Origin of the sequence: Variovorax paradoxus (genome assembly GCA_016806145.1) — a bacterium.
Lineage (GTDB): Bacteria > Pseudomonadota > Gammaproteobacteria > Burkholderiales > Burkholderiaceae_C > Variovorax.
The window spans coordinates 5,225,636-5,241,202 of record CP063166.1 but is presented as its reverse complement, the minus strand read 5'-3'; the positions used below and the strand labels follow the sequence as shown (position 1 = coordinate 5,241,202).

Annotated in this window: 12 protein-coding genes; 3 read left to right on the top strand and 9 right to left on the bottom strand. The window is 69.3% G+C overall.

Features of this window, described 5'->3' with window-relative positions; genetic code table 11:
• Positions 1 to 32: 32 nt before the first annotated feature.
• Positions 33 to 1,097, top strand: a complete 1,065-nt coding sequence (locus INQ48_24335; GenBank protein ID QRF56452.1) for a DUF917 family protein — start codon at positions 33 to 35, stop codon at positions 1,095 to 1,097.
• Between the two features lie 24 nt (positions 1,098 to 1,121).
• Here the strand turns inward: INQ48_24335 and INQ48_24330 are convergent, their stop codons facing one another.
• Entirely contained in the window at positions 1,122 to 3,422 is a 2,301-nt protein-coding gene (locus INQ48_24330; GenBank protein QRF56451.1) for an NADP-dependent malic enzyme, read from the bottom strand.
• Positions 3,423 to 3,678: 256 nt separating this feature from the next.
• Between INQ48_24330 and INQ48_24325 the strand changes: the two genes are divergently transcribed.
• On the top strand, positions 3,679 to 5,016 hold the full coding sequence (locus INQ48_24325) for a tryptophan 7-halogenase (GenBank protein QRF56450.1): 1,338 nt from the start codon (positions 3,679 to 3,681) through the stop codon (positions 5,014 to 5,016).
• A gap of 138 nt (positions 5,017 to 5,154) precedes the next feature.
• Here INQ48_24325 and INQ48_24320 read toward each other — a convergent pair whose 3' ends face one another.
• The 3 genes from INQ48_24320 to gcl all read right to left on the bottom strand — a co-directional run bounded on the left by INQ48_24320 (position 5,155) and on the right by gcl (position 8,840).
• The gene (locus tag INQ48_24320; protein QRF56449.1) at positions 5,155 to 6,063 is read right to left on the bottom strand and encodes a 2-hydroxy-3-oxopropionate reductase; all 909 of its coding nucleotides are present in this window, start codon (positions 6,061 to 6,063) and stop codon (positions 5,155 to 5,157) included.
• Between the two features lie 34 nt (positions 6,064 to 6,097).
• Entirely contained in the window at positions 6,098 to 6,883 is a 786-nt protein-coding gene (gene hyi / locus INQ48_24315) for a hydroxypyruvate isomerase (protein QRF56448.1), read from the bottom strand.
• A 163-nt stretch (positions 6,884 to 7,046) separates the two neighbouring features.
• Positions 7,047 to 8,840, bottom strand: coding sequence for a glyoxylate carboligase (gcl, locus tag INQ48_24310; GenBank protein QRF56447.1), 1,794 nt, complete (start codon positions 8,838 to 8,840; stop codon positions 7,047 to 7,049).
• 130 nt (positions 8,841 to 8,970) lie between these two features.
• Between gcl and INQ48_24305 the strand changes: the two genes are divergently transcribed.
• A complete protein-coding gene (locus INQ48_24305) occupies positions 8,971 to 9,873 on the top strand; it encodes a LysR family transcriptional regulator (protein ID QRF56446.1) in 903 nt (300 codons plus the stop codon).
• 116 nt (positions 9,874 to 9,989) lie between these two features.
• Here INQ48_24305 and INQ48_24300 read toward each other — a convergent pair whose 3' ends face one another.
• From INQ48_24300 to INQ48_24280, 5 genes are all read right to left on the bottom strand, one after another.
• Positions 9,990 to 11,495: a carotenoid oxygenase family protein gene (locus tag INQ48_24300; GenBank protein ID QRF56445.1), complete on the bottom strand. Its 1,506-nt coding sequence runs from the start codon at positions 11,493 to 11,495 to the stop codon at positions 9,990 to 9,992.
• Between the two features lie 10 nt (positions 11,496 to 11,505).
• Positions 11,506 to 11,967 (bottom strand): DUF2141 domain-containing protein, encoded by a 462-nt coding sequence (locus INQ48_24295; protein ID QRF56444.1) that lies wholly within the window; start codon positions 11,965 to 11,967, stop codon positions 11,506 to 11,508.
• Between the two features lie 138 nt (positions 11,968 to 12,105).
• A complete protein-coding gene (locus INQ48_24290; protein QRF56443.1) occupies positions 12,106 to 13,221 on the bottom strand; it encodes an AI-2E family transporter in 1,116 nt (371 codons plus the stop codon).
• Between the two features lie 100 nt (positions 13,222 to 13,321).
• Positions 13,322 to 14,029, bottom strand: coding sequence for a GntR family transcriptional regulator (locus tag INQ48_24285; GenBank protein QRF56442.1), 708 nt, complete (start codon positions 14,027 to 14,029; stop codon positions 13,322 to 13,324).
• 29 nt (positions 14,030 to 14,058) lie between these two features.
• Entirely contained in the window at positions 14,059 to 15,399 is a 1,341-nt protein-coding gene (locus tag INQ48_24280) for a C4-dicarboxylate transporter DctA (protein QRF56441.1), read from the bottom strand.
• Positions 15,400 to 15,567: the final 168 nt, after the last annotated feature.

Below are 15,567 nucleotides of genomic sequence, written 5' to 3'. Positions count from 1 at the left end.
TCTCATTCGTCACACACAGGAGCCATGCATCCATGAAACGCAATCTGACCCCCGACGACGTCCGCGCGGCCATCTGGGGCGGCGCCATCCTCGGCGGTGGCGGCGGCGGGCTGATCGCGGCCGGCGAGCGCGCCGCCACGCTCGCGCTGCAGGTCGGCACGCCGCAGCTGTGGAGCGTCGACGAGTTCGAGCCCTCGGCGCTCACCGCCACCATGGCGCTGGTCGGCGCGCCGGCCGCGCCCGATCCGCACGTGCAGCCCGCGCACCTGCTGCGCACGCTCGAGCTGCTGCGCCGCGAACTGCCGCCGGGCCGCGAGCTGGTCGGCCTGCATGCCAACGAGAACGGCGCCGAGACCACGGTCAACGGCTGGTTCCATGCCGCGATGAGCGGCCTGCCGGTGATCGACCTGGCCTGCAACGGCCGCGCCCATCCGTCGAGCGTGATGGGCGCGCTGGGCCTGCACACCGAGCCCGACTACCTCTCGGTGCAGGCCTATGCGGGCGGCGAGCCGCAGCGCTACGTCGAGGGCGTGGTGTCGGGCCGGCTCGAGCGCACCTCGGCCGTGGTGCGGCGTGCTTCGGTGGAGGCGGGCGGCCTGGTGGCGGTGGCGCGCAATCCGGTCGAGGTGGGCTATGCGCAGCGGCACGGCGCGCCCGGCGCGATCAGCCATGCGATCGCGCTCGGCCAGGCCTGGCTCGACGGCGGCGTCGATGCCGTGGCGCGCTCGCTCGAGGGCCGCATCGTGGCCGAGGGCACGGTGCGCGGCTACCGCTGCGAGCAGCAGGAGGGGCTGGACGTGGGCGTGGTCGAGCTCGACGATGCATCGCGCACCGTGCTGCGCTTCATCAACGAATACATGCTGCTCGAGCAGCAGGGCCGGCGCGTCGCGCGCTTCCCCGACCTCGTGATGACCTTCTCGGACGAAGGCCGGCCGGTGGTGTCGGCCCATGTGCGCGAGGGCGCGCGCCTGCGCGTGCTGGTCGCGCCGCGCGCGCGGCTGCTGCTGTCGCGCACCATGTTCATGCCCGAGCTCTACCGGCCGCTCGAGCAGTCGCTCGGCGAGGCTTTCGCACCCGCCGAGGACGCCATTGCGTGAGAAGCTTCCGAGGAAGCGACCCGCTTACTTGTCGACCGTGACCTTCGCCACCGCCAGCGCCGTCATGTTGATGATGCGGCGCACCGTCGACGAGGGCGTGAGCACGTGCGCCGAGCTCGCGGCGCCCAGCAGCACCGGGCCCACCGTGATGCCGTTGGCGCCGGTCATCTTCAGCACGTTGTAGAGGATGTGGGCCGAATCGAGGTTCGGGCACACCAGCAGGTTGGCCTCGCCCGAGAGCGTGCTGTCGGGCAGCGCGGTGCGGCGGATCTCTTCCGAGAGTGCCGCGTCGCCGTGCATCTCGCCATCGCATTCGATGTCGGGCGCCATCTGCGCGAACAGGTCGCGCGCCAGCCGCATCTTGCGGCCCGAGCCGCGCGAGGAACTGCCGTAGTTCGAGTGCGAGAGGAAGGCCACCTTCGGCGGCAGGCCGAAGCGGTGAATCTCCTCGGCCGCCATCAGCGCGATGCTGGCGAGCATCTCGGCGCTCGGGTCCTCGTTCACGTTGGTGTCGGTGATGAAGATGGTGCGCTTGTCGAGCGTGAGCGCGTTCAAGGTCGCGAAGCCGGGCGCGCCGCGCTTCAGGCCGATCAGGTCGCGGATGTGCTCGAGGTGGGCGTCGAAGCGGCCCACCATGCCGCAGATCATCGCGTCGGCGTCGCCGAGGTGGATCATCAGCGCGGCGATCACGGTGTTCGAGCGGCGCACCGCGGCCTTGGCGGCCTCGGGCGTCATGCCGCGGCGGCCCATGAGCTTGTGGTAGCTCTCCCAGTAGATGCGGAAGCGCGGATCGTCCTCGGGATCGACCACCTCGAAGTCGGTGCCCAGGCGGATGTGCAGGCCGGCCTTCTTGATGCGCGTCTCGATCACGGCGGGGCGTCCCACCAGGATCGGCCGTGCCAGGCCTTCGTCGACCGCGTACTGGGCCGCGCGCAGCACGCGCTCGTCCTCGCCCTCGGCATAGGCCACGCGCTTGGCGGTGGCCAGCTTGGCGGCGGTGAACACCGGGCGCATGAACATGCCGGTCTGGTAGACGAAGCGCGTGAGGTGCTGGCGGTAGGCCTCCATGTCCTCGATCGGGCGCGTGGCCACGCCCGAGGCCTGCGCGGCCTTGGCGACGGCCGGCGCGATGCGCAGGATCAGGCGCGAATCGAAGGGCTTGGGAATGATGTAGTCGGGGCCGAAGGCCAGTTCCTGGCCCGCGTAGGCGGTGGCCACTTCCTCGCTGATGTCGGCCTTGGTCAGGTCGGCGATCTCGCGCACGCAGGCCAGCTTCATCTCCTCCGTGATCTTGCTCGCGCCGCAGTCGAGCGCGCCGCGGAAGATGTACGGGAAGCACAGCACGTTGTTGACCTGGTTCGGATAGTCCGAGCGGCCGGTGGCGATGATGCAGTCGGGCCGCACGGCCTTGGCGAGCTCGGGGCGGATCTCGGGTTCGGGGTTGGCCAGCGCCAGGATGATCGGCTGGCGCGCCATGGTCTTGACCATGTCGGCGGTCATCACGCCCGGGGCCGAGCAGCCGAGGAACACGTCGGCGTCCTTCACCACGTCGGCCAGCGTGCGCGCGCCGGTGTCGGGCTGCGCGTAGCGCGCCTTCGATTCGTCGAAGCCGCCCGCGCGGCCGGTGTAGATCAGGCCCTTGGAGTCGCAGGCGTGGATGTTGGCGGGCTTCACGCCCAGGCCCACCATCACGTCGAGGCAGGCGATGGCGGCGGCGCCCGCGCCCGAGACGGCGATCTTCACGTCCTCGATCTTCTTGTCGACGAGTTCCAGGCCGTTGATCAGCGCGGCGGCCGAGATGATGGCCGTGCCGTGCTGGTCGTCGTGGAACACCGGGATGTTCATGCGCTCGCGCAGCTTCTTCTCGATGTAGAAGCACTCGGGCGCCTTGATGTCCTCGAGGTTGATGCCGCCCAGCGTGGGCTCGAGCGCCGCGATGATGTCGACCAGCTTGTCGGGATCGTTCTCGGCCAGCTCGATGTCGAACACGTCGATGCCGGCGAATTTCTTGAACAGGCAGCCCTTGCCTTCCATCACGGGCTTGGCGGCCAGCGGGCCGATGTTGCCCAGGCCCAGCACGGCCGTGCCGTTGGTGACCACGCCCACGAGGTTGCCGCGCGCGGTGTATTCGGCGGCGGTGGCGGGATCGGCCGCGATGTCGAGGCAGGGATAGGCCACGCCCGGCGAATAGGCCAGCGACAGGTCGCGCTGGTTCAGCAGGGGCTTGGTCGGGGTGATCGAGATCTTGCCCTTGACGGGCGAGCGATGGTATTCACGGGCAGCTTCGCGCAGTGCTTCTTCTGCCGGTGACAGGGGGGCGGCCATGGAAAGTCTCCTTGTTTCTGACGGGGAACGAGGCTACCGCAAAAGCGCTACCTCTTCCTGCCAGGGCGATGCCGAAACGGCCTGAACCCATAGCGGGCACGGGCGCCGATGGGCGCGCGGCGGCCGCGACCGCGCACCGCGACGCTCCCGGCGCGGACCGGGGGGCCGCTAAACTGCGCTCCGGCCGTTTACGGCCCGGCCGCGAGGGCGGCTTCATCCTCCACATGACAGAACGACAACAAGGGGCTTGCAGCGAATGACTTCCGGACCTTTCACCGGCACCGAACCCGACGTCGTGGTCATCGGCGGCGGCCCCTCGGGCTCCACCGTGGCCGCGCTGCTCGCGGACAAGGGCCACGACGTGGTGCTGTTCGAGAAGGCGCAGCACCCGCGCTTCCACATCGGCGAATCGCTGCTGCCGATGAACATGCCGCTGTTCGACCGGCTCGGCGTGCGCACCGAGGTCGAGGCCATCGGCATCCGCAAGCACGGCGCCGAGTTCGTCTCGCCCTGGCACGACCACAGCAGCCATTTCGACTTCGGCGAGGCGATGGACAAGAGCTTCCCGTACGCGGTGCACGTGCGCCGCTCGGAGTTCGACGAACTGCTGTTCCGCCATGCCGGCAAGCGCGGCGCGCGGACCTTCGAAGGCCAGCGCGTCACGGGCGTCGACATGGACGCGGGCAAGGGCACGCCCGACAACCGCCCGCTGGTGAAGATCAAGGCCGACGACGGCACCGAGACCGCCTGGCGCCCGCGCTTCGTGATCGATGCCAGCGGGCGCGACACCCTGCTGTCGAACCAGTTCGACGCCAAGCAGCGCAACCGCAAGCACGCGAGCGCCGCGCTGTACGGCCACTTCGCCAACGCCGAGCGCCGGCCGGGCCGCTTCGAGGGCAATATCTCGCTCTTCTGGTTCGACCACGGCTGGTTCTGGTACATCCCGCTCAAGGACGGCACCGTGAGCGTCGGCGCGGTGGCCTCGCCGGCCTACTTCAAGCGGCGCCAGGGCGCCTCGCTCGAGGACTTCCTGATGGAGACCATCGCGCTCGCGCCCAAGCTGGCCGCGCGATTGAAGAACGCCACGCTGATGGAGGGCGCCACCGCCACCGGCAACTACGCCTACGACTCCAAGTTCTGCCGCGGCGACCGCTTCATGATGGTGGGCGACGCCTATGCCTTCGTCGACCCGATGTTCTCCTCGGGCGTCTACCTCGCGATGAACAGCGGCTTCGAGGCCGCGGCAGCCGCCGATCTGTGGCTGCGCGGCGAGGCGAAGGAGGCCGAGCGCGCGTTCCGCCACTACGAGAAGGTCATGAAGCGCGGGCCGAGGATGTTCTCGTGGTTCATCTACCGCATCACCTCGCCGGCGATCCGGCGCCTGTTCATGGCGCCGCGCAACATCTGGCGCATGCAGGAGGCGCTGCTGTCGATCCTGGCCGGCGACCTGTTCCGCGACACCCCCATCGGCCCGCGCTTCTGGGGCTTCAAGGTGACCTACTACGCCTCCTGCCTCGGCATCCTGCCGCAGGCCATCAAGACCTGGGCCTGGCGGCGGCGCAACCTCAAGGAGTCGCTGGAGGCGGCGAAGTAGGGAGCTGGCTTCCGGACGCAGAGGACGCGAAGGTTTCGCGAAAGACGCAAAAGAAATCTCAAAGTTGTCTTCGGTCCCTTTCGCGTTCTTCGCGAAATCTTTGCGTCCTCTGCGTCCGGCTGCCCGATTTCGATGGTTTCAGTCCGGCGCCACCGTGTGCTGCGCCAGCGCCTCCAGCGCACGCACCAGCGCCGAGTGGTCCTGCTGCCCATGGCCCAGTGCCGCGCAGGCGTTCATCAGTTGCGCCGCGCCGGCCGTCTGCGGCAGCGCCACGCCCAGCGAACGCGCGCTCTGCAGCGCCAGGTTCAGGTCCTTCTGGTGCAGCGAGATGCGGAAGCCCGGCGCGAAGGTGCGCTTGATCATGCGTTCGCCGTGCACTTCGAGGATGCGCGAGCTCGCGAAGCCGCCCATCAGCGCCTGGCGCACCTTGGCCGGATCGGCACCGGCCTTGCTCGCGAACAGCAGTGCCTCGCCCACGGCCGCGATGTTCAGCGCCACGATGATCTGGTTGGCCACCTTGCAGACCTGGCCGTCGCCCACGCCGCCCACCAGCGTCACGTTCTTGCCCATCTTCTCGAGCAGCGGACGCACGCGGCCGAAGATGCCTTCGTCGCCGCCGCACATGATCGTGAGGCTCGCGGCCTTGGCGCCCACCTCGCCGCCCGAGACCGGCGCGTCGATGTAGCCGCAGCCCAGCGCCTCGATGCGCTGCGCGAAGCCCTTGGTGGCGATCGGGTCGATCGAGCTGCAGTCCACCACGATCTTGCCCTTGCTCAGGCCCGCGGCCACGCCCTCGCGGCCCGGTTCGCCGAACAGCACCTTCTCCACGTCGGGCGTGTCGGGCACCATCACGAACACGATGTCGGCCTGGCGCGCGACCTCGACCGGCGAGGCGCAGATGGTGGCGCGCGAGATGAAGGGCTCGGGCGTGTTGCCGTGCGTGTTCACGAACAGCTGGTGGCCGGCCTCGAGCAGGTGGCCCGCCATGGGCGCGCCCATGATGCCCAGGCCGATGAATCCGATGCGTTGCGATGCTTGTTGCGTCATGTCTTGGTTTCCTTGAATCTGGTCGTGTCGTCGTTCACTGCGCGCGGGTCAGCGTCTCGCGCCAGCCCAGGCCTTCGACGGTGGTGGCGCGCGGCTTGTATTCGCAGCCGATGAAGCCGTCGTAGCCGAGCGCATCGATGTGCTGGAACAGCCACGGGTAGTTGATCTCGCCCGTGCCCGGCTCGCCGCGGCCCGGGTTGTCGGCCAGCTGGATGTGGCCGATGCGCGCGAAGTGCTGGGTGAGCGTGTTGCCCAGCTCGCCCTCGGTGCGCTGCGCGTGGTAGATGTCGTACTGCACGCGCAGGTTGGGCGAGCCCACCTCGTCGATCAGCGCGATCGCCTGCTCGGTGCGGTTGAGGAAGAAGCCGGGAATGTCGAAGGGGTTGATCGGCTCGACCAGCAGGCGGATGCCCGCCGACTCGAGCTCGGAAGCGGCGATGCGCAGGTTCTCGACCACCGTGCGGTGGGCGATGTCGTGGCTCACGCCGGCCGGCACCTTGCCGACCAGGCAGTTGACCTGCGGGCAGCCGAGCGCCGTGGCGTAGTCGATGGCCATCGCGATGCCTTCGCGGAACTCGCCGGTGCGCTCCGGATGGCAGGCGATGCCGCGCTCGCCCTTGTCCCAGTCGCCGGCCGGCAGGTTGTGCAGCACCTGCACGAGGCCGTTGGCGCGCAGCGCGGCGGTGAGGTCCTTCTTCTCGAAGGGGTAGGGGAACAGGTACTCCACCGCCTCGAAGCCTGCCTTGGCGGCGGCCTCGAAGCGCTGCAGGAACGGCAGCTCGGTGAAGAGCATGGTGAGATTGGCTGCGAACTTGGGCATGGGGGTCTCTCAATCAAAGCAAGTCAAATCGGGATCGGACTTCCGGACGCGAAGGACGCAAAGGTTCCGCGAAGTTCGCGAAAGAACAGCCACAAAAGTTTTCTTGAATTTCTTTGGCGTCCTTCGCGAAACCTTCGCGTCCTCTGCGTCCGGCTGCCCGCATTCAGTCCAACAGCACCGCTGCGACGGCGGTGGGCGCATCGGCCGGCGTTTCCGCGAGCGGCTCGAACTCGGTGATGTTGTCGATCTCGGTGCCCATCGCGATGTTGGTCACGCGCTCGAGCATCACCTCGATCACCACCGGCACGCCGTGCTCGGCCATCAGCGCCTCGGCGCGGCGGATCGCGGGGGCGATCTCTTCCTGGCGGTTGACGCGGATCGCCTTGCAGCCCAGGCCTTCGACCACCTTCATGTGGTCCACGCCGTAGCTGCTCTCGATGCCGGCGTCGGGGCCCGCGTTGATGTTGTCGAAGGCCAGTTGCACGCAGTAGTCCATCTCGAAGCCGCGCTGCGCCTGGCGGATCAGGCCGAGGTAGGAGTTGTTGACCACGATGTGGATGTAGGGCAGCTTGAACTGCGCACCCACCGCGAGCTCCTCGATCATGAACTGGAAGTCGTAGTCGCCCGAGAGCGCGACGATCTTGCGCGTGGGGTCGGCCGCGCGCACGCCGAGCGCGGCGGGAATGGTCCAGCCCAGCGGGCCGGCCTGGCCGCAGTTGATCCAGTGGCGCGGGTTGTAGACGTGCAGGAACTGCGCCGCGGCGATCTGCGACAGCCCGATCGTGCTGACGTAGCAGGTGTCGTTGTCGAAGTTGTTGTTCATGCACTGGTACACGCGCTGCGGCTTCATCGGCACTTCGTCGAAGTTGGTCTTACGCAGCATGGTCCTCTTGCGCTCGATGCACGCGTTGGCCCACTCGCGGCGGCTCGGAAGTCGGCCCGCGGCCTTCATCTCCTCGGCCACCTGCACGAACAGCTCGAGCGCGGCCTTGGCATCGGAGACGATGCCGAAGTCGGGCGTGAACACGCGGCCGATCTGCGTGGGCTCGATGTCCACGTGCACGAACTTGCGGCCCTTGGTGTAGACGTCGACCGAGCCGGTGTGGCGGTTGGCCCAGCGGTTGCCGATGCCCAGCACGAAGTCGGAGGCCAGCATGGTGGCGTTGCCGTAGCGGTGGCTGGTCTGCAGGCCGCACATGCCGGCCATCAGCGGATGGTCGTCGGGGATTGAGCCCCAGCCCATCAGCGTGGGGATCACGGGCACGCCGGTGGCTTCGGCGAAGCGCACCAGCAGTTCGCTCGCGTCGGCGTTGATGACGCCGCCGCCGGCCACGATCAGCGGGCGCTCGGCCGCGTTCAGCATCTCGATCGCACGCTCGATCTGGGCGCGGCTCGCGGCCGGCTTGTAGGGCTTGAGCGGTTCGTAGCTGTCGATGTCGAACTCGATCTGCGCCATCTGCACGTCGAAGGGCAGGTCGATCAGCACCGGGCCCGGGCGGCCCGAGCGCATCAGGTGGAAGGCCTGCTGGAACACCTGCGGCACCTGGCCGGGTTCGCGCACCGTCACCGACCACTTGGTGACCGGCTTGGAGATCGACTCGATGTCGACCGCCTGGAAGTCTTCCTTGTAGAGGCGCGCGCGCGGTGCCTGGCCGGTGATGCACAGGATCGGGATCGAGTCGGCCCAGGCCGAGTACAGGCCCGTGATCATGTCGGTGCCCGCGGGGCCCGAGGTGCCGATGCACACGCCGATGTTGCCGGCGACGGCGCGGGTGTAGCCCTCGGCCATGTGCGAGGCGCCCTCGACGTGGCGCGCGAGGATGTGCGCGATGCTGCCGCGTTGCCGCAGCGCCGAGTACATCGGATTGATGGCGGCACCGGGCACGCCGAAGGCCTGCGTCACGCCCTCCTTCTCCATCACCAGCACGGCGGCCTGGACCGCGGTCATCTTTGCCATTGAAAGTCTCCTTAAAAGCTTGGGTCCACTGTAGGAAGCGGGGCGGATTCCAAGAAGACGGCACCGGGCCATAAAACCTATTCCAATCCGGAATAAGTGGCTAGGATGGCGGCGATCCGAAGGAGTGGCGATGGACCGGCTGTTGGCAATGGAAATGTTCGTGCGCGTGGTGGAGACCGGCAGCTTCTCGAAGGCCGCGCTCGAGTTCCACACCACCCAGCCCACGGTGACCAAGCAGATCGCCGCCACCGAGGCGCGCCTGAAAGTCAGGCTGCTCAACCGCAACACGCGCGGCGTGAGCCTCACCGAGCCCGGCGCGCTCTACTACGAGAAGTGCAAGTCGATCGTGCGCGACGCCGAGGAGGCCGACAGCGTGGTGCAGCTGCGCCAGAACCAGGCCCAGGGCCTGCTGCGCGTCGGCACCTCGGTGGCCTTCGGCCGCCGCGTGGTGGTGCCGCTCGCGCTCGAGTACATGCGCCGCTATCCGCAGGTGCAGATCGACCTGAGCTTCGAGGACCGCTACGTGGACCTGATCGCGCAGGGCATCGACGTGGCGGTGCGCATGGGCAAGCTGGCCGATTCCTCGCTGGGCGCGCGCTACCTGGGCGCCAACCCCTGGGCCATGGTCGCCTCGCCGGCCTACCTCAAGAAGCACGGCACGCCCAAGCGCGCACAGGACCTCAGCGCGCACGTGGCGCTGATCTACAGCAGCGTGGTGGGCGACGAGTTCTGGCGCATGCACACGCCCAAGGGCGAGCCGGTGACGGTGCCGGTGTCGGGCCGCTTCCGCTCCAACAACCTCTCGGCCGTGCTGGCGGCCGCGCGCGACGGCCTGGGCATCGCGCTGATGCCGCGCTACGTGGCCAGCGAATCGCTGGCCGCGGGCAAGGTGCGCGCGGTGCTGGCCGACCATGCGCTGCCCGAGCAGGAGATCCACGCGGTCTTTCCCTCGCCCAAGCTGGTGCCGGGCAAGGTGTCGAGCTTCGTGGCCTTCCTGCAGGGGCGCTTCGACGAAGGCTGGTGGGACGCCTGAGGCGTCCTGCGATCGGCCGACATCCGTTCGGGCTGAGCCTGGCCTGTCCTGAGCAGGTCGAAGGGCGAAGCCTTGCGCGGCGCTTCGACAAGCTCAGCGTGAACGGTTGGTTTTCTTCAGGCCTTCACGAAGGCCCCGTGCAGCCCCAGCGGCAATGCATAGGGCAGCGTGGCCTGCGCCACCGGCCCCGCCGCGAGATGGTCGGCCGCGAAGCACGAGAGCACCGTGCACTTGCGGCCGAAGTCGAGCGAGGTGCCCAGCACCCAGCCCGGCTTCCCGCCGTCGGGCACGAACACATGCTCCTCGACGATCGACTGCGCGCCGTGGACGAAGCGCTCGCTGCGGCCGCTCTCGACGTCGGTGCGCGCCACCGCCTGGAAGCCCGGCACGTCGGGCCGCGTCAGCGTGGCATGGATCACCTGGCGATGGCGCAGGCCGACGCGGCGCGGATCGATGCGCGGGAACTCGGCCTCCTGCGGTAGCACCTTCTGCGTGGCCCGGCCGGCGGCCAGGTCGAGCGTCGCGACGGTCAGGCGCGGTTCGTTCTGCCGCACGCGGCGCGCGCGCATCAGCTCGCGGTTGGTCGTGAACACCGACTCGGCGTCCTCGGTGCGCACGTAGTCGACGTGGATGCGCGAGCCGCGCGGCGTGTCTTCCTCCCAGGCATTGCCGACGTGGAACAGGAAGCCGGCCGGCAAGGTCAGCATCTGCCTTCGTTCCCAGTCGCGCTTGTCGACCACCAGCGCGCGCATGCCGAGTTCGGGCCGCCAGACGTGGGCGTCGAGGAAGCTGGCGCCGGCCTCCTTGCGCTTGCCGTCGTACACCAGCGGCGGCATCAGGAACACCAGGTGGCGCTCGGTCACGGCGAAGTCGTGGACCATCGGCAGGTCGGGCACCGGCACCGCGGCGGCGCGGCGCAGGCCGCCGTCGGGCGCGATCTCGTAGAGCGCGAGCAGGCTCGCGCCCGAGCTCACGCCGAAGTTCCACACCGTGCCGTCGGGGTCCACCTTCGGATGGGCCGAGAACGGCATGCCCGCGAGGTCGGCGCGCCAGGTCTTCAGGCCCAGCGTGTCGAGCGTGCTCGCATCGAGGCGCGTGGCCGAGCCGCCTTCCCACAGCGCCAGCACCTCGCCCTGCAGCGGCAGCACGCTGGTGTTGGCGACGTTGATGGCATCGGGCGAGGTCGGCGGCTCCACGCCCGGCGGCACGGTGCCGAAGGCCTCGACCAGCCGGTGCCCGGCGCGCAGCTCGGCCACGCGCTTGGGCGTGGCCACGTAGCGGCCCTGGTGCAGCACCTCGCTGCCTTCGATCGCGAAGCGGTGCACCATGCCGTCGCCGTCGAACCAGTGGTGGTAGCGCTCGCCGCCCAGGTCGTGGCCGGTGGGGCCGACACGGAACAGCGTGCCGGCCACCGCGTCGGGAAAGCGTCCGCGCACCGTGGCGCGGGTCGGCGGCAGATCGCCGGGCGGCGTGGCGAAGCCGATCTTCCAGGGGGCGTCGGCGGCCTCGAACTGGGCCTGCCAGTTCTCCTCGCCGGCCGCGCCCGCCGCGCGGGCCCAGGGCGCGAGCAGGGGCAGGGCGCCGGTGCCGGCCAGCAGGCGCAGCAGTTCGCGTCGTTGCATGGCGGCCTCCTCAGCGCAGGTGGATGGCGCTCTGCAGGTCGGCGTCGACGCCGATCGCCGCGGCCTCGAAGTCGGGCGCGCCGAGCTTGCCCTTGGCATCGTTCGAGAAGCCGTAGCGCTCGGTCGGCAGGCCCACGAGGTTGGTGTCGAGCTTGCCGTTGCCGTTCTCGTCGGCATAGGCGCGCACCGCATAGCGGCCCGGCGCCAGGCCCGTGAACACCACGCGCGCCTTGCCCTCGCGCAGCGGCAGGCTCTGCGAGGCCAGCGGCTTGCTGGCGCCGAAGCTGGCGGCATCGGCGTACAGCGCGATGTAGAGCGTGGCCTCGGTGGCCGGGCCCTCGGCCACGTTGAGGCTGAGGTCGGCGGCCCGCGCGCTCAGCGGCGCGAGCGTGGCGGCGGTGAGCGCCGCGATGGCGGTCGCGGCGTACAGGGTGCGCGCGGCCGGGCGGGGAAGAAAGGCGGGAAGGTGCATGGCGGTCCTCGTCGTGTGGATGGAAGACCCGACGATCCCAAAGGCGGCGGATGCTGCCCAGCGCCATGCGACGGAACGCGCGAATGCGCGCGCGAAATGCGCGCAGGCCGGCGCGAACGGCCGGCCTGCGGAACGGTTTCAGCCCTTGTGCGGGCCCTTGGGATGGTCTTCCCGGGCGCCGTCGGCCGGCGTCTCGTGGCCCGTGCCCACATGGCCCGAGTCGGCGAACAGGCTCCATGCCGCCATGAACAGCGCCGCCACCACCGGCCCGATCACGAAGCCGTTGATGCCGAAGATCGCCATGCCGCCGATGGTCGACATCAGCACGATGTAGTCGGGCATCTGCGTGTCCTTGCCCACCAGCACCGGGCGCAGGATGTTGTCGACCAGGCCGATCACGAACACGCCGACGAAGATCAAGATGCCGCCCTGCCAGAAGTGGCCGGTGGCGAGGAAGTAGATCGCCACCGGGCCCCAGATCAGCGCCGCGCCCACGGCGGGCAGCAGCGACAGGAAGGCCATCAGCACCGCCCACAGCAGCGCGCCCTGCACGCCGAGGAACCAGAAGGCCAGCCCGCCCAGCGTGCCCTGCGCCACCGCCACCGCGACGTTGCCCTTGATGGTGGCGCGGATCACGGTGGTGAACTTGTTGAGCAGGTAGTGCGTGTGCGGCTTGGCCAGCGGCAGCGCGTCGCGCATGGTCTTCGACAGCGAGGCGCCGTCGCGCACCAGGAAATAGAGCAGGTACAGCATCACGAAGAAGCTGACCACGAAGTCGAAGGTGTTCTGCCCGATGGCCAGCGCCTGGCTCGCGATCAGCTGGCTGCCCTGGCCGGCGATGGCCGAGATGCGCGCCTGCCAGGCCGCCGCGTCGCCGAGGTTGAAGCGCTCGACCAGGTTCAGCAGCCACTGCGGCGTGGCGGCCAGGATCTGCTGGAAGTAGGCCGCGAAGTCGATCTGCCCCGAGCGGATGCTCTGCGTGACCAGCACCACTTCCTGCACCAGCGACACGCCGATCATCGCCAGCGGCAGGATCACGATCACCAGACAGATCGCGAGCGTGGACAGCGCCGCCGCGTTGCGCTTGCCGGGCATCTTCCTGAGCAGCCACTTGTAGAGCGGCGTGAACAGGATCGCGAGCGCCACGCCCCAGAGCACCGCGCCGAAGAACGGCATCAGCACCCACAGGAAAGCGACGGTGACGGCGGCGAGCAGGGCGAGGAACACGCCGCGCTGGAGTTGGGGTGAGTTCATGGTTGAACCGGACTGTAGCCCAGCCCGTCGGGCCTCCCCTGTAGTCGCGGGCGCCTTCGTGCGCCGCCACGGACCGTGGCCGCGGACCTAGTGCACGTTTTCAGCGCTTGGCGCGCGGCAAGGCCACCGGCGCCAGCGTGGCGCGCAGCCGCGCCGAGGCATCGGGTTCGGCGCTGGCCTCGACCTCGAGCGCGCGCTCGACGTTGCCGATGTGCGCCAGCATCAGGCTGCGCGCGCGCGGCCGGTCGCCGTTCTCGAGCGCGGCCACGATGGCCTCGTGGTCGGCGCAGGACTGGCCGGCCTCGTGCTTCGACTGGTAGAGCGTGGCCGCGAGCGTGGTGCGCGCCGTCAGGTCGCGCAGCACGTCGACCAGCAGCTGGTGGCCGAGCTGCTCGGCCAGGCAGACGTGGAAGTCGGCCAGCAGGAAGGCTCGGGTGGCGGCGTCGGCGCCTTCCACCGCGCGCTGCTCGTCGGCGATGTGGTCGCGCAGCTTGCGGATCACCTTCGCCAGCGGCCGGCCCTCGGGCTCCGAGAGGATGCCCGACTCGATGATGCGGCGCGCGCGGAAGGCGTCGCGCGCCTCCTCGGCCGAGGGCTCGACCACGTACCAGCCGCGGCGCGACTGCACCTCGACGAAGCCGCGCGCCTGCAGCTGCATCAGCGCCTCGCGCACCATGGTGCGGCTGACCGCGAAGTTCTCGGCCAGCGCCTGCTCGCCGAGCCGCTCGCCGGGCGCGAGCTTCTGCGCGAGGATCGCCTCGACCACGCGCTCGGCGATGACGGTGGGGCTGACTTCGGTGGAGCTCATCGGTGGCGGGGCGGGTGGCGTGGGTGGTTTCAGTGGCGGCCGAGGGCGGCGCCGGCGGGCGGCGCGCCGGATTCTGCCAGCGCCGGATCGAGCGCCGGTTCGTCGGGCGCCACGCGGCCGTCGAGCACCGCATGGGCGCGCTCGCGGTCGATGTCGCCTTCCCAGGCGGCGATCGCCACCGTCGCCACGCAGTTGCCGATCAGGTTGCCGAGCGCGCGCGCGATGCCCATGAACCAGTCGACCGACAGCACCAGCACCAGCCCGATCGCGGGGATCGCCGGAATCGCGTGCAGGGTGGCGGCCAGCACCACGATCGCCGAGCCCGGCACGCCGTGCGCGCCCTTGGAGGTGACCAGCGAGATCGCGAGGATCGTCAGCAGGTCGGTCATGGTGATCGGCGTGTTGGTGGCCTGCGCGATGAACACCGCCGCCAGCGTGATGTAGATCGAGAAGGCGTCGAGGTTGAACGAGTAGCCCGTGGGGATCACCAGGCCCACCGTCGAGTCGCGGATGCCCATGCGGCGCAGCTTGGCCATGATCTGCGGCAGCACGCTGTCCGACGAGGTGGTGGCGAACACGATCGCGAGTTCTTCGCGCAGGTAGCGCAGCAGCTTCCAGAGGCTGAAGCCCGACATGCGCATCACGAAGCCGAGCACCACGAACACGAACACCAGCACCGCGAGGTAGAACAGCGCGATCAGCATGCCGAGCTGCTTGAGCGAGCCCACGCCGTACTGGCCGACCGTGAAGGCGATCGCGCCGAGCACGCCCAGCGGCGCCAGCTTGATCAGGATGCCCATGATCTTGAACAGCACCAGCGACAGCGCGTCCACCACCACCGCCACCGGCTTGCCGCGCTCGCCGAGCAGCGACAGCGCGCAGCCGAACAGCACCGCGAACAGCAGCACCTGCAGCACGTCGCCGGTCGCGAAGGCGTTCACCACCGTGGTGGGGATCAGCTTCAGCAGGAACTCGACCGTGCCGCCGCTGGTGAGCTTGTCGGCATTGGAGGCATAGGCGCTCATCGCGGCCGGATCGAGCTTGCCCGGATCGACGTTCATGCCCACGCCGGGCTGGAACACGAAGGCCAGCACCAGCCCCATCGCCAGCGCGACGGTGGTGAGCACCTCGAAGTAGATCAGCGCCTTCACGCCGACGCGGCCCACGCGCTTGAGGTCGCCCGCGCCGGCGATGCCATGCACCACCACGCAGAAGACCAGCACGGGAATGATCATCTTGATCAGCTTGATGAAGCCGTCGCCCAGCGGCTTGAGCTTGACGGCGAACTGCGGGGCCAGGAGGCCCAGCACCACGCCGATCAGCAGGGCGAGCACGACCTGGCCGAACAGGGAGCGGGTGAAACGACGCATGGAAATCTCCTGTGTTATTTGCATGCAAGTCGTCGGAAATCTTGCATACAAGAAATGTAGGCAAGAAAGGGCCCGGGTCGGCAGAGGGTATTCCCGGGCCTGCGGGAGCGCCGCCTGGAGGAAAGCGGCCGCCGCGCGGCGGTCGAACGGCTTCGACGAACTGGGGGC